This is a genomic window from Streptomyces sp. MB09-01 (genome assembly GCF_033794505.1).
Lineage (GTDB): Bacteria > Actinomycetota > Actinomycetes > Streptomycetales > Streptomycetaceae > Streptomyces.
Window position 1 is genome coordinate 1 of the sequence record NZ_JARAYQ010000019.1, and the last position, 13,788, is coordinate 13,788.

The window sequence follows — 13,788 nt, forward strand, 5'->3', positions numbered from 1 at the left end:
GGTGCGACCCCGGTGGACCCGGCCGCCCCGACCGCGCCGGCGACCCCGGGCGCCACTCCGGGGGCCACTCCGGGCGAAGGCAGCGGCAAGCACCGCGGCGCCCCCGCGGCCGAGGCCCCGGTCCCGTCTGACGCCGCGTCGAAGCCCACGTACACGGTGCAGGAGGGCGACAGCCTGGCGGCCATCGCGGTTGCCAAGGGAGTCAAGGGCGGCTGGAACGGGCTCTACGAGGCCAACGAGCAGGTCATCGGCGAGGACGCCAACCTGATCAAGCCCGGGCAGAACCTGGATCTAGCCACGTAATAAGGACACTTCGGCCATCCGGAAAGACCTGATTGTCGCTTATCTGTAAGTGAGACATGTGTCTCTTCCGGTCAACTGGCGTGTCCCGCCTCGGGGCTTCCGCAAACCCCGCCCTCACCTGCGCAAACACCCCTGAGCGGAGCGCAAGTAGGGGCCCCCTCTCCCCGATGTTCCTCGTTGAACATCGGGGAGAGACCTGTCTACCTTCTGAATCGCCCGCCACCGCGGGCTCCTTCGACCGCATCGCCGAATCCTGCCGGCGGACGGGGGGAACAGTCGTCGCGTCAAGCGCCGAAGGCAGGAGCGGGGGAACCAAGGTAGGCGCCGGGAGCGGCCGTTGAGAGACGGTCACGCCACCGGCTAGGGGTTAAGACGTGCGCTAGGTCGCACGGCCGGGCAACTCACTCGCCCGAACCCGACAGCTCACCTCGCAGGCGTCGGTGAGGAGAAAATCCATGCTGCTTTCCGGCAAGGGCAAGCACCGTCGCGGCTCCAAGGCCGTCCGCATCGTCACGCTCGCCGGTGTCGCCGGTGTGGCCGTCGCCGCCCCCCTGATGGCCGCGGGCACCGCCAGTGCCGCCACCGCGTCCGAGTGGGACAAGGTCGCGCAGTGCGAGTCCGGTGGCAACTGGTCCATCAACACGGGCAACGGCTACTACGGCGGACTGCAGTTCTCGTCCTCCACGTGGGCCGGTTACGGCGGCAAGTCGTACGCCCCGCAGGCCAACCAGGCCACGAAGGCCCAGCAGATAGCCGTCGCCGAGAAGGTCCTCAAGGGCCAGGGCAAGGGCGCCTGGCCGCACTGCGGCAAGGGTCTGTCGAACTCCTCCTACGCCGGTGGCGGCACGGAGAGCTCGACGCAGAACAAGCCGAAGGCCGACTCGAAGAAGACCGAGCAGAAGGTCGCCCCGAAGGCCGCGCCGAAGAAGGAGACCAAGCGCTCCGAGGCCCCCACCACCCGCTCCGAGCGCCCCGCCGCCCCCGAGGCCCCGAAGACCGGCAACGGCTCGTACGAGGTCAAGCCGGGCGACACCCTGGGCACCATCGCCGAGGCCAACGGCGTCAAGGGCGGCTGGGAGAAGCTCTTCGAGCTGAACAAGGACATCGTCTCGGACGCCGACCTGATCTTCCCGGGTCAGAAGCTGAAGCTCAGCTGAACACTGCGGCAATAGCCGCAGGAGCGTACGCAACGCACAGCATGCCCGCCGCCCGGCGCGTCTCCCCCCACGCGCCGGGCGGCGGTGTGCGTACCGGGTGACGGGCGATATCGAGAGACCTATGTCCCGGAAGAGGGGTATTCGGTCCCTTTTTCGTCCCAGGGGTCGGGCGGTCGGGCGGTCGAGTGCTCCGGGCCGGTTAGGCTCTAAGCGGCAAGGCCGTCCCACGGCCTGACACGCCACCGCACACCCAGCGTCACATCCCAGAAGGAGATGCTCGTGCCGTCCATCGACGTCGTCGTAGCCCGGGAAATCCTGGACTCCCGAGGCAACCCCACGGTCGAGGTCGAGGTGGGCCTCGACGATGGCAGCACCGGCCGTGCTGCAGTTCCGTCCGGCGCCTCCACCGGTGCATTCGAGGCCATCGAGCTCCGTGACGGTGACCCCAACCGATACTTCGGCAAGGGTGTCGAGAAGGCCGTCCTCGCCGTCATCGAGCAGATCGGACCGGAGCTCGTCGGCTACGACGCCACCGAGCAGCGCCTGATCGACCAGGCCATGTTCGACCTGGATGCCACCGACAACAAGGGCTCGCTCGGCGCCAACGCCATCCTCGGCGTCTCCCTCGCCGTCGCGCACGCCGCGTCCGAGGCCTCGGACCTTCCGCTCTTCCGCTACCTCGGCGGTCCGAACGCGCACCTGCTGCCCGTTCCGATGATGAACATCCTCAACGGTGGGTCGCACGCCGACTCCAACGTGGACATCCAGGAGTTCATGATCGCCCCCATCGGCGCGGAGTCCTTCTCCGAGGCGCTGCGTTGGGGTGCCGAGGTCTACCACACCCTCAAGAAGGTCCTGCACACCAAGGGCCTCTCCACCGGCCTGGGCGACGAGGGCGGCTTCGCGCCGAACCTGGAGTCCAACCGCGCCGCGCTCGACCTCATCATCGAGGCCATCAAGCAGGCCGGCTACACCCCGGGCAAGGACATCGCGCTCGCGCTCGACGTCGCCGCGTCCGAGTTCTACAAGGACGGCAAGTACGAGTTCGAGGGCCAGTCCCGCTCGGCCGCCGAGATGACCGACTACTACGCCGAGCTCGTCGAGGCGTACCCGCTGGTCTCCATCGAGGACCCGCTGTTCGAGGACGACTGGGCCGGCTGGAAGACCATCACCGACCGCCTCGGCGCCAAGGTCCAGATCGTCGGCGACGACCTCTTCGTCACCAACCCCGAGCGTCTGGCCCGCGGTATCGAGGAGGGCTCCGCGAACGCCCTGCTCGTCAAGGTGAACCAGATCGGTTCGCTGACCGAGACGCTGGACGCCGTCGAGATGGCCCAGCGCAACGGCTTCAAGTGCATGATGTCCCACCGCTCCGGTGAGACCGAGGACGTCACCATCGCCGACCTCGCCGTCGCCGTGAACTGCGGTCAGATCAAGACCGGCGCCCCGGCCCGCTCGGACCGCGTCGCCAAGTACAACCAGCTGCTGCGCATCGAGGAGATCCTCGACGACGCCGCGGTGTACGCGGGCCGCAGCGCGTTCCCGCGCTTCAAGGGCTAATCACCCCCCTGAGGGGCTGGCCTCCGTACGTCCCCGCACTCGGTCCCGTACCGTGTGCGGGGACGTATTTGCGTAGTGCGTACACAGGGGAGGCGGACCAATGGCCGGGAACCGGGATCGGTTCTCCACCTTCTCCACCGCGACCAGGCTCAAGCAGCTCGGTGAGCGGACCGCCGCCCACGTCTACCGCTCGCAGTCGCGCCGGCAGGTCCGCCGCAGCCGGCTCACCGGCCGGGCCGCTCTCCTGGTGCTCGTCCTCTGTACCCTGGTCGTCGCCCTCGCGTATCCGATGCGCCAGTACGTCTCCCAGCGCACGGAGATCGCGGAGCAGCAGCGGGCGGCCGCCGCCGCGCGGGACCGCCTGGAGCGGCTGCGCGACGAGAAGGCCCGCTGGCAGGACGACGCCTACGCCGAGCAGCAGGCGCGCAGGCACCTGCACTTCCTGCGCCCGGGCGAGATCGGCTACATCATGAGCGACCCCGGGGCCCAGCCCCCGGAACCGCACCGGACCGGCCAGGCCGGCTCCGACCGGCCCTGGTACTCGAACGTCTGGGACGGCGTCGACAAGGCCGACCGCCCCGGCGACTGAACCAGTTCCATCCGTCATAGAACCGAACGAAGAGACTCCCTCCAGGCATGCAGACGCCCCCGCCCCAGACCGACCGGACCGAGCCGACCGACGCGGACATCGAGGCGTTCGAGCAGCAGCTCGGCCGCCCGCCGCGCGGGCTGCGCGCCATCGCGCACCGCTGCCCCTGCGGGCAGCCGGACGTGGTGGAGACCGCCCCGCGGCTCCCCGACGGCACCCCCTTCCCGACGCTGTACTACCTGACGTGCCCGCGCGCGGCCTCCGCGATCGGCACGCTGGAGGCCAACGGCGTGATGAAGGAGATGCAGGCCCGGCTCGCCGAGGACCCGGAACTCGCGGCCGCCTACCAGGCCGCGCACGAGGACTACATCCGGCGCCGGGACGCCATCGAGGTGCTCCAGGGCTTCCCGAGCGCCGGCGGGATGCCGGACCGGGTGAAGTGCCTGCACGTGCTGGTCGGCCACTCCCTGGCCGCGGGCCCGGGCGTGAACCCGTTCGGCGACGAGGCTCTGGCGATGCTGCCGGAGTGGTGGGCCAAGGGCGCGTGCGTCACCCCGTGCGGTGATAAGAAGAAGGAAGAGGAATCCCGGTGACCCGGGTCGCCGGCATCGACTGCGGTACGAACTCCATCCGGCTCCTCGTCGCGGACTGCGACCCGGCCACCGGTGAGCTGGCCGAGCTGGACCGGCGGATGACCATCGTCCGCCTCGGCCAGGGCGTGGACCGGACCGGGCGCCTCGCCCCGGAGGCGCTGGAACGCACCTTCGCGGCCTGCCGCGAGTACGCGGCGGTCATCGAGGAACTCGGCGCGGAGCGGGTGCGTTTCGTGGCCACCTCCGCCTCCCGGGACGCCGAGAACCGCGACGAGTTCGTCCAGGGAGTCCTGGACATCCTGGGCGTCGAGCCCGAGGTGATCTCCGGCGACCAGGAGGCCGAGTTCTCCTTCACCGGCGCCACCAGGGAACTCGTGGCGCACGATCACCTGGAACGGCCGTTCCTGGTGGTGGACATCGGCGGCGGCTCGACCGAGTTCGTGGTCGGCGAGGACCACGTGCGCGCCGCCCGCTCGGTGGACGTGGGCTGCGTCCGGATGACCGAACGCCACCTGGTGGTGGACGGGGTCGTCACCGACCCGCCGGCCCCGGAACAGATCGCCGCCATGCGGGCCGACATCGAGGCCGCCCTCGACCTGGCGGCCGAGTCGGTCCCGCTGGCCGAGGCGCGCACGCTGGTGGGCCTGGCCGGCTCGGTGACCACGGCCGCCGGGATCGTCCTCGGCCTGCCGGAGTACCTCTCCTCGGAGATCCACCACTCGCGGATCTCCTACGAGCAGGTTCGCGAGGTCGGCGAGCGGATGCTGACGGCGACGCACGCAGAGCGCGCGGCGATCCCCGTGATGCATCCGGGCCGGGTGGACGTGATCGGCGCCGGCGTCCTGGTGCTCCTGGCGATCATGGAGAGGATCGGCGCCACCGAGGTCATCGTGTCCGAGCACGACATCCTCGACGGAATCGCCTGGTCCATCGCCTGAACGACCTTCGAACCAGCGGTTGAGGGGTCTTCGGACCCGTGATCCACATCAACTTCGTGAAGTTCTTCACAAGGAAAAGGGGCCCGCGGGGTCGATGGAGGGGCCGTTTGGGTCCTTCCGGAGGCCCGCAGGCCCTTTTTTGCGCGTGTTCGTGCGATCGGCGGAGGCCGCGGGTTCCGTGTCAGAGGTACCGACGAACCCCTGTGGTCCAGTCCGGTTGAAGCCTTGGAGGCCAGTTCAGGACGGGTGAACAACGACTCCCGTTACACCGTGGTTCCCCTTGCGCGCCATGACGTCCGTCACGTGGGCGGCGGAGTGTAGCAGAGGCCCTCCGACTCCTTGTGAAGGGGCTCACGAGCGGCACCCCTTTGGGTGCTGGATACTCGTTCCATGAGCACCACGGAGCGTCCCAGGATCCTCGTTGTAGGAGGTGGGTACGTAGGCCTGTACGCAGCCAAGCGCATCATGAAGAAGATGCGTTACGGCGAGGCGACCGTCACGGTCGTCGACCCGCGCTCGTACATGACCTACCAGCCCTTCCTCCCTGAAGTGGCCGCAGGCAGCATCTCGCCTCGGCACGTCGTCGTCCCGCTGCGACGCGTGCTGCCCAAGGCAGAGGTTCTCACCGGCCGGGTCACCAGCATCGACCAGGACCGCAAGGTCGCCGTCGTCACGCCGCTGGTCGGCGAGGCGTACGAGCTTCCCTTCGACTACCTGGTGATCGCGCTCGGCGCCGTCTCCCGCACCTTCCCGATCCCCGGCCTCGCCGAACAGGGCATCGGTATGAAGGGCGTCGAAGAGGGCATCGGCCTGCGCAACCACGTCCTCGAGCAGCTCGACAAGGCCGAGTCCACGACGGACGAGAACGTCCGCCGCAAGGCCCTCACCTTCGTCTTCGTCGGCGGCGGCTTCGCCGGTGCGGAGACCATAGGCGAGGTCGAGGACATGGCCCGCGACGCCGCGAAGTACTACTCCACGATCAAGCGCGAGGACATGCGCTTCATCCTGGTCGACGCGGCCGACAAGATCCTTCCCGAGGTCGGGCCCAAGCTCGGCACCTGGGGCAAGGAGCACCTCGAGTCCCGCGGCATCGAGATCTACCTCAACACCTCCATGGACTCCTGCGTGGACGGCCACGTGGTGCTGAAGAACGGCCTCGAGGTCGACTCCAACACCATCGTGTGGACCGCCGGCGTCAAGCCCAACCCGGTGCTGGCCCGCTACGGCCTTCCGCTGGGCCCCCGCGGCCACGTGGACGCCCAGCCGACCCTCCAGGTCACGGGCACGGACTACATCTGGACCGCCGGCGACAACGCCCAGGTTCCGGACGTCGCCGCCCGCAAGGCCGGCGTCGAGAACGCCTGGTGCCCGCCGAACGCCCAGCACGCGCTGCGCCAGGCCAAGGTCCTCGGCGACAACGTCATCTCGGGCATGCGGGGCTTCCCGCAGGCCGAGTACTCGCACTCCAACAAGGGTGCGGTGGCGGGCCTCGGCCTCCACAAGGGCGTCGCGATGATCGTCATGGGCAAGATGAAGATCAAGCTCAAGGGCCGGCTCGCCTGGTACATGCACCGTGGCTACCACGGCATGGCCATGCCGACCTGGAACCGCAAGATCCGCGTCTTCGCCGACTGGACCCTCGGCATGTTCCTCAAGCGCGAGGTCGTCTCGCTGGGTGCTCTCGAGACCCCCCGCGAGGAGTTCTACGAGGCCGCCAAGCCCGCCCCGGCTCCGGCCGCCACGGCCCAGAAGGCCAAGGCTTCCTGACCCGGCGCCGGCCGGCAGGATCCTGAGCAGTACCTGCACGTCCCCGAAGGGGCCGCCCGCCATCCGTGGTGCGGGCGGCCCCTTCGGCGTACCCGGGCCCCGGGATGGGTAGATGCAGGGGTCGGAGCTTTTGTGGAGGTGCGCCATGACCGACGCCGCGCCGCGGCTGGCCGCTGTTGCCGAGACTCTGCTGGGTGCCCCGCTGCCGGTGCGCCTCCGGGCCTGGGACGGCAGCGAGGCCGGCCCGCCCACCGGCCCCGTGCTCGTCATCCACGACCGCCGTGCCGTGCGGCGGGTGCTGTGGAAGCCCGGCGAACTGGGCCTGGCCCGCGCGTGGGTGGCGGGGGAGCTGACCGTCGAGGGCGACCTGTTCGCCCTGCTGGACCACGTGGCGGGCGTCCTGTGGGAACGGCCCCAGCAGGACGGGGCGCCGCCCCCCGCGGGCCGCAGCGGGCCGCTCGCGGCCCTGGAGGCCCTCGCGCGGCGCGTCGGACCGGGCCTTCCGTTCGCCGTGCCGGAAGCCGCCCGGCTGCTCCGGGACCCGGCGCAGCGGGCCGCCATACGGGAACTGATCGCGCTCGCCGGACCCTTGCCGCCGCCCGCACCCCCCGCCGAGGAGGCGGCCCGGCGCGGCGGGCCGCGCCACAGCGAGGGCCGCGACCGCCAGGCCATCAGCCACCACTACGACGTCGGCAACGACTTCTACGAGCGGGTGCTCGGCCCCTCGATGGTGTACTCCTGCGCCTACTGGAACCCCGGCTCCACCCTGGAGGAGGCCCAGCGGGACAAGCTCGACCTGGTCTGCCGCAAGCTCGCCCTGCAGCCCGGCGACCGCCTCCTCGACGTCGGCTGCGGGTGGGGCTCGATGGCGCTGCACGCCGCCCGCGAGTACGGGGTCCGGGTCACCGGCGTCACGCTCTCGCGGGAGCAGGCCGCCTACGGTCGCAAGCGGGTCGCCGAGGAGGGCCTGGCCGATCTCGTCGAGCTGCGCATCCAGGACTACCGGGACGTCAAGGACGGCCCGTACGACGCGATTTCCTCCATCGGGATGGCCGAGCACGTGGGGGCCGACCGCTACCGGGAGTACGCCCGCACCCTGCACGCCCTGCTGCGACCCGGCGGGCGGCTGCTGAACCACCAGATCGCCCGCCCGCCGGAGCCCGACGAAGAGGCGCACCGGATCGACGCGTTCATCGACGCCTACGTCTTCCCCGACGGCGAGCTCTCCCCGCTCGGCACCACCGTGGGCGAGCTGGAACGGGCCGGCTTCGAGGTCCGCGACGTGGAGGCGCTGCGCGAGCACTACGCGCTGACCCTGCGGGCCTGGGTGGCGCGGCTGGAGAAGCACTGGGACGAGGCGGTACGGCTCACCTCGCCGGGCCGGGCCCGGGTCTGGCAGCTCTACATGGCGGCCTGCGCGCTCGGCTTCGAGCACGGCCGGCTCGGGGTCAACCAGGTGCTCGCCGTGAAGACCCCGGCCACCGGCAGCTCAGGGCTGCCGCTGCGGCTGCGCACCTGGGGGGCGTAGCGGAAACGGCGTAGCGGAAACGTATGTGCACAAAGGGACAGGCCCCGGGGCTCGATGCCCCGGGGCCCTGTCCTTCGCCGTCCCGTCCCGCTACTCGGTCTTGATGGCCGTCAGCATGTTCAGGCGGGCGGCGCTGCGGGCCGGCCACATGGCGGCCAGTACGCCGACCACGGCGGCCAGCAGGAGGAAGATGCCGATCCGGTCCCACGGGAGGACCAGCTCGTAGCTGGGCATGGCCTTCGCCAGCGTGGAGCCGACCGCCCAGGCGAGGAAGACGCCGATGACGACGCCCAGGACCGCTCCGAAGAGCGAGATCACCACGGCCTCCAGACGGATCATGTTCTTGACCCGGCTGCGGTCGAGGCCGATCGCCCGCAGCATGCCGATCTCCTGGGTCCGTTCGAAGACGGACATCGCCAGGGTGTTGACGACACCGAGCACCGAGATGATCAGCGCCATGCCGAGCAGGCCATACATGACGTTCAGCATCGTGTTGATGAGGCCGCCCATCTCGTTGCGCATGTCCTGCTGGGTGGCGACGGTGATCGCCGGGTTCTTGCCCAGGGCGTCGACGACCTTCTGCTGGCCGGCCTTGGACGCCCCGCCGTCGACGTTGACGTACACCTCGCGGATGAACGGTTCTTCGCTGTGCGGGCTGAGGACCTTGTCGTCGATGACGTACGGGGAGAGCAGGCCCTCCATGTCCTTGTAGACCGCGCCGACCTTCAGGGAGCCCTTCTCCCCGTCCTCGTACTGCACCTGGAGCGTGGAGCCGACGCCGAGCTTCTGGTCCTTGGCCGTCTTCTCGGCGACCGCGAGCTCGCCCTTGCCGAGGCTGTCGAGCGAACCGCTGAGGACCTCCACGTTGAGCAGCTGGCCGATGGTGGCGGGGTTGACGCCGGAGGCCGACCGGTAGCTCTCGCCGACCATGAAGTAGCCGGCGGTCTGCGGGGAGACGGCCTTGATGCCGGGGGCCTTGGCCAGGGTCTCGGCCACCGACTTGTCGAGGCCGCCGATGTCGCCGGCCATGGAGACCCGGTAGTCCGCCTTGAGCTTCTCGGTGCTCATGCGGTCGACGACCTTGCCCACCGTGATGCCGAGCACCGACAGGGTCGTGACCAGGGTCAGGCCGATCGCCAGGGAGGCGGCGGTGACGGCGGTGCGGCGCGGGTTGCGGACGGCGTTCTGGGAGGCCAGCTTGCCGGGGACCCCGAACACCTTCTGCAGCAGCGGGCGGACGGCCCCGATGACCGGCTTGGAGAGCAGCGGCAGCATCACGATCATGCCGATGAGCATGAAGAAGGCGCCCGCGCCGATGGTCATGCGGCCGGTGTCGCCGCCCGAGGACACGCCCATGAGGACGAGGCCGATGCCGAGGACGCTGATGATCGAGCCGAGGACGTTGCGCACGACCAGGGACTTCGCGGTGGCCGGCAGGTGGGCGCTGCCCATGGCGGCGACCGGGGCGATCCGGCCGGTGCGCCAGGCCGGCAGCAGGGCGGCGAGGGTGGTGACGAGGACGCCGATGACCAGGGCCGCGATGACGGTGCCCGGGGCGATCACGAGGTCGCCGCCCGGCAGCTTGGCGCCGAAGGAACCGATCACGGAGCGCATGGCGACCGCCAGGCCGACACCGCTGATCAGGCCGATGGCGGCGGACACGAAGCCGACGACCAGGGCCTCGGCGAGCACCGAGCGCATGACCTGACCGCGGTTGGCGCCGACGGCGCGCAGCAGGGCCAGCTCCTTGGTGCGCTGGGTTACCAGCATGGTGAAGGTGTTGTAGATCAGGAAGATGCCGACGAAGAGCGAGATGCCGGCGAAGACGAGCAGCATGGTGCCCATCTGGCCGAGGCCCTTCTCGATCTGCTTGGCCTGCTCCTTCGCGAGCGCCGCGCCGGTCTGCGCCTTGGTGTGCTTGCTGTCGATCAGCGGCTTGATGTCGGCGAGCAGCTTGTCGGCGGAGGTGCCCTTCGTGGCGCCGACCGACAGCTCCTGGAAGTAGCCGGGCTTGAGGTAGAGCTCCTGGGCGACCTTGGTGTCGAAGAGCACCAGGCTGCCGCCGGCCTGGACGGCGCCGTCCTCCGTCGTGAAGACGCCGGCGAGGGAGTACTCCTTGACCGGGCCGTTGGTGGCGACGCGGACCTTGTCGCCGACCTGGTAGTTGCCCGCGTCGGCCGTGGCCTTGTCGAGGGCGACCTCGTCGGTCCTGGCCGGGCCCGCGCCCTGTACGAAGGCGTAGCGCGGGTCCTTGCCGTCCTCGACGGGGGTGTAGTTGCCCCCCTTGTTGGACCAGCCGGAGCCGATCAGCTTGCCGTTCTCGTCACCCACGCCGGCGAAGCCGGAGACGCGGCCGGAGACGGAGTCGACGCCCGGGAGCGCCTTGACCTTGTCGAGGGTCTGCTGGCTGAGTCCGGGCTCGCCCTCCTTCTGTCCGTTCTCGTCGCGGCCCTGGCCGTACGAGGTGACGGAGACGGCGACGCCCTCGTAGTCCTTGGCGCTCTGACCGGAGAGGGACTTCTTGAGGGTGTCGGTGAAGACGAGGGTGCCGGAGACGAAGGCGACGCCGAGGGTGACGGCGAGCACCGTCATCAGCAGCCTGGCCTTGTGCGCGAGGACGTTGCGCAGGGCGGTACGGAACATGGGGGATCTCAGTCCTGGGGCTGGAAGTCTGGAGGAGGGCCGGGGAGGGAGATCCCGGGTCAGCTGGTGCGGCCCTTGGCGTCGAAGGCCTTCATGCGGTCGAGCACGCCGTCGGCGGTGGGCCCGTACATCTCGTCGACGATCCGGCCGTCGGCGAGGAAGATGACGCGGTCCGCGTACGAGGCGGCGACCGGGTCGTGGGTGACCATCACGACGGTCTGGCCGAGCTCGCGCACCGAGTTGCGCAGGAAGCCGAGGACCTCGGCGCCGGAGCGGGAGTCGAGGTTTCCGGTGGGCTCGTCACCGAAGATGATCTCGGGGCGGGAGGCCAGGGCGCGGGCGACCGCCACGCGCTGCTGCTGGCCGCCGGAGAGCTGGGTGGGGCGGTGGGAGAGGCGCTCGGAGAGGCCGACCATGCTGATCACGCTGTCCAGCCACTGCTTGTCGGCCTTGCGGCCGGCGATGTCCATGGGGAGCGTGATGTTCTCCAGGGCCGTCAGGGTCGGCAGCAGGTTGAAGGCCTGGAAGATGAAGCCGATCTTGTCCCGGCGCAGCTGGGTGAGCTGCTTGTCCTTGAGGGTGCCCAGCTCGGTGTCGCCGATCCGGACGGAGCCGGCGGAGAAGGTGTCCAGGCCGGCGACGCAGTGCATCAGCGTGGACTTGCCGGAGCCGGAGGGGCCCATGATCGCGGTGAACTGTCCCTGCGCGAAGTCCACGGAGACGTCGTCCAGGGCGACCACCTGGGTCTCGCCCTGGCCGTACACCTTGGAGAGGCCGGTGGCGCGGGCCGCCACGGCCTGGGCGGTGTGCGGGGCGTAGTTCATGGTGGTCACAGGACGGCTCCTCGATCTGCGGTGCGGGGACGATTCCATCCTTGCCGCGGGTACCCCCGCTCCGGATCAGCCGCCGAGCTTGTTTCCCGGCCCACTGGAGTCTGACGGAGGGCGCGTGCGCCTCCTCCTCTGGTATGACAGGCGCCCTGATCGGAGGGGCGGTGTCCCGGGGTGGCGGGAAGGGTGGCGCGCGGGGTGGCGCGGGCCATCGAAATCCCGTCAATCCCGTACACGTGGTGATCGGCGCCCAGAACGGGCCGACCGTGCATTCTCGGGCCTGACGATCCCTCAAGCGCCAATAAAATCAGACAACATCGGATTGACGGCCGGTCGGCGGCGACGGCGTTCCCGATAGGCTCGGATCAGCGTTGAAGGCTTTTTCCACGGGGGCCGCCACGCCCTGCCCGGATGGTGGAATGCAGACACGGCGAGCTTAAACCTCGCTGGCCTTCGGGCCGTGCCGGTTCAAGTCCGGCTCCGGGCACTCCGCAGTTCTCGCGAGGCTCGCTCCTTTATCCCCTGCGCTTCGCGCTGCCTTCTCCTAAGATCCTCCTCCAGCAGTAGGGTGCTTTCTTTGCGAGCGCATTACTCTTGTTGCAAGGCCGCGCTCGGCGGCCACGGAGGAGTGAGATGAGGAGCAGCAACCCGGTCTTCTCGCGACGGGGGTTCAGCCGCGACAACGGTGGCTACGCGGGCTTTGACGCGCCGCAGCACCAGCAGGCCGGGACCAACCCGTACGCGACGAACCCGTACGCGACCGACCCGGCCACGGGTATGCCGCAGGCGCCGGCGCGCGCCAACGCGATGACCATGGACGACGTCGTGAGCCGTACGGCCATGACGCTCGGCACGCTCATCGTGACGGCAACCCTGTCCTGGGTGTTCCTGCCCGTCGATGCCGCCAACATCAACAAGTCGTACGGCATCGCCATCGGCGCCATGCTGGTCGCGTTCGTCTTCGCGATGATCCAGTCGTTCAAGCGCAAGCCCTCCCCGGGCCTGATCCTGGCCTACGCGGCCTTCGAGGGCGTCTTCCTCGGGGTCATCAGCGCGGCCGTCAGCACCTATCTCGGCCCCGGCGTGGTCATGCAGGCCGTGATGGGCACGATGTGCGTCTTCGCCGCCGTGCTCCTCGGGTACAAGATGGGCTGGATCCGCGTCACCCGCCGCTTCTACGGCTTCGTGATGGCGGCAGCCCTGGGCTTCGTCCTCCTGATGCTCACGAACATGCTCTTCGCGGTGTTCGGCGGCGGTGACGGCCTCGGCTTCCGCAGCGGCGGCCTCGGCCTCCTGTTCGGCGCCATCGGTGTCATCCTCGGCGCCTGCTTCCTCGCCCTCGACTTCAAGCAGGTCGAGGACGGCATCACCTACGGTGCCCCGCGCGAGGAGGCCTGGCTGGCGGCCTTCGCCCTCACCATGACCCTGGTCTGGATCTACGTGGAGATGCTGCGCATCTTCTCGATCCTCTCGGGCGACGACTAGCAGGACCCGCAGGCCGCCACGGCCTGCGCGCGGTACGCACAGCACGGGGAAGGCCCCGCGAGCCACGGCTCGCGGGGCCTTCCCGCGTCTAGGGGGCACGGGGGTCGGGGGAGTGGTTCAGCCGAACCGGCGCGCTGCTCTGCGCAGGTCGTACTCGTGGATGATCGCCTTGGCCTGGCCGTACGACAGCTCGTGCGCGCCGCGCAGCCAGCTGACCTTCTCCTCGAACCGGACGAGTGAGGGGCCTTCGTCGACGGCGCGGAGCCAGTCGGAGACCTCACGACCGGTGGTCTGGGGGATTCTGTCGATCATGTTGCGGTGCGTCTGCTCGGAGAACTCTACGGACATGGGCGCCTCCGGAGGTATCGCCGTGCTGTTCTCTTCACGCCACCGTG

12 protein-coding genes, 1 tRNA gene and 1 riboswitch are annotated in these 13,788 nt (G+C 69.7%); of the genes, 10 read left to right on the forward strand and 3 right to left on the reverse strand.

The window, feature by feature from the left end; all coding sequences use genetic code 11:
* The 8 genes from PV721_RS06510 to PV721_RS06545 form a co-directional block, all read left to right on the forward strand.
* Positions 1–303 (forward strand): LysM domain-containing protein (locus tag PV721_RS06510; protein ID WP_319721862.1); only part of this gene is annotated, 303 nt, incomplete at its 5' end.
* A 279-nt stretch (positions 304–582) separates the two neighbouring features.
* Positions 583–755: riboswitch (cyclic di-AMP (ydaO/yuaA leader) on the forward strand.
* A gap of 3 nt (positions 756–758) precedes the next feature.
* Positions 759–1,460, forward strand: coding sequence for a transglycosylase family protein (locus tag PV721_RS06515; protein WP_319721863.1), 702 nt, complete (start codon positions 759–761; stop codon positions 1,458–1,460).
* Positions 1,461–1,733: 273 nt separating this feature from the next.
* On the forward strand, positions 1,734–3,020 hold the full coding sequence (eno, locus tag PV721_RS06520) for a phosphopyruvate hydratase (RefSeq protein WP_319721864.1): 1,287 nt from the start codon (positions 1,734–1,736) through the stop codon (positions 3,018–3,020).
* 100 nt (positions 3,021–3,120) lie between these two features.
* Positions 3,121–3,609, forward strand: a complete 489-nt coding sequence (locus tag PV721_RS06525; RefSeq protein WP_319721865.1) for an FtsB family cell division protein — start codon at positions 3,121–3,123, stop codon at positions 3,607–3,609.
* Positions 3,610–3,656: 47 nt separating this feature from the next.
* Positions 3,657–4,202 (forward strand): DUF501 domain-containing protein, encoded by a 546-nt coding sequence (locus tag PV721_RS06530; protein WP_319721866.1) that lies wholly within the window; start codon positions 3,657–3,659, stop codon positions 4,200–4,202.
* Entirely contained in the window at positions 4,199–5,140 is a 942-nt protein-coding gene (locus PV721_RS06535) for a Ppx/GppA phosphatase family protein (RefSeq protein WP_319721867.1), read from the forward strand. The genes PV721_RS06530 and PV721_RS06535 overlap by 4 nt, the downstream gene beginning before the upstream one ends.
* Positions 5,141–5,530: 390 nt before the next feature.
* Positions 5,531–6,907 (forward strand): NAD(P)/FAD-dependent oxidoreductase, encoded by a 1,377-nt coding sequence (locus tag PV721_RS06540; RefSeq protein ID WP_037806875.1) that lies wholly within the window; start codon positions 5,531–5,533, stop codon positions 6,905–6,907.
* Positions 6,908–7,052: 145 nt separating this feature from the next.
* On the forward strand, positions 7,053–8,435 hold the full coding sequence (locus tag PV721_RS06545) for a cyclopropane-fatty-acyl-phospholipid synthase family protein (protein WP_319721868.1): 1,383 nt from the start codon (positions 7,053–7,055) through the stop codon (positions 8,433–8,435).
* 90 nt (positions 8,436–8,525) lie between these two features.
* Here PV721_RS06545 and PV721_RS06550 read toward each other — a convergent pair whose 3' ends face one another.
* Both PV721_RS06550 and PV721_RS06555 read right to left on the reverse strand, forming a co-directional pair.
* Entirely contained in the window at positions 8,526–11,078 is a 2,553-nt protein-coding gene (locus tag PV721_RS06550) for an ABC transporter permease (protein WP_319721869.1), read from the reverse strand.
* Positions 11,079–11,137: 59 nt separating this feature from the next.
* Positions 11,138–11,902, reverse strand: a complete 765-nt coding sequence (locus tag PV721_RS06555) for an ABC transporter ATP-binding protein (protein WP_319721904.1) — start codon at positions 11,900–11,902, stop codon at positions 11,138–11,140.
* Positions 11,903–12,313: 411 nt separating this feature from the next.
* Here PV721_RS06555 and PV721_RS06560 point away from each other — a divergent pair.
* Positions 12,314–12,395 (forward strand) — tRNA-Leu (locus PV721_RS06560).
* 146 nt (positions 12,396–12,541) lie between these two features.
* Complete coding sequence (locus PV721_RS06565) at positions 12,542–13,393, forward strand: Bax inhibitor-1/YccA family protein (protein ID WP_319721870.1); 852 nt, start codon at positions 12,542–12,544, stop codon at positions 13,391–13,393.
* 117 nt (positions 13,394–13,510) lie between these two features.
* On the opposite strand, the gene PV721_RS06570 is transcribed toward PV721_RS06565, so the two are convergent.
* The gene (locus PV721_RS06570; RefSeq protein WP_319721871.1) at positions 13,511–13,741 is read right to left on the reverse strand and encodes a DUF4287 domain-containing protein; all 231 of its coding nucleotides are present in this window, start codon (positions 13,739–13,741) and stop codon (positions 13,511–13,513) included.
* Positions 13,742–13,788: the final 47 nt, after the last annotated feature.

Coding starts and splice junctions, on each gene's coding strand:
- PV721_RS06515 (WP_319721863.1), top strand. CDS start 759: ATGCTGCTTTCCGGCAAGGGCAAGCACCGTCGCGGCTCCAAGGCCGTC.
- PV721_RS06555 (WP_319721904.1), bottom strand. CDS start 11,902: ATGAACTACGCCCCGCACACCGCCCAGGCCGTGGCGGCCCGCGCCACC.
- PV721_RS06545 (WP_319721868.1), top strand. CDS start 7,053: ATGACCGACGCCGCGCCGCGGCTGGCCGCTGTTGCCGAGACTCTGCTG.
- PV721_RS06565 (WP_319721870.1), top strand. CDS start 12,542: ATGAGGAGCAGCAACCCGGTCTTCTCGCGACGGGGGTTCAGCCGCGAC.
- eno (WP_319721864.1), top strand. CDS start 1,734: ATGCTCGTGCCGTCCATCGACGTCGTCGTAGCCCGGGAAATCCTGGAC.
- PV721_RS06550 (WP_319721869.1), bottom strand. CDS start 11,078: ATGTTCCGTACCGCCCTGCGCAACGTCCTCGCGCACAAGGCCAGGCTG.
- PV721_RS06525 (WP_319721865.1), top strand. CDS start 3,121: ATGGCCGGGAACCGGGATCGGTTCTCCACCTTCTCCACCGCGACCAGG.
- PV721_RS06530 (WP_319721866.1), top strand. CDS start 3,657: ATGCAGACGCCCCCGCCCCAGACCGACCGGACCGAGCCGACCGACGCG.
- PV721_RS06540 (WP_037806875.1), top strand. CDS start 5,531: ATGAGCACCACGGAGCGTCCCAGGATCCTCGTTGTAGGAGGTGGGTAC.
- PV721_RS06570 (WP_319721871.1), bottom strand. CDS start 13,741: ATGTCCGTAGAGTTCTCCGAGCAGACGCACCGCAACATGATCGACAGA.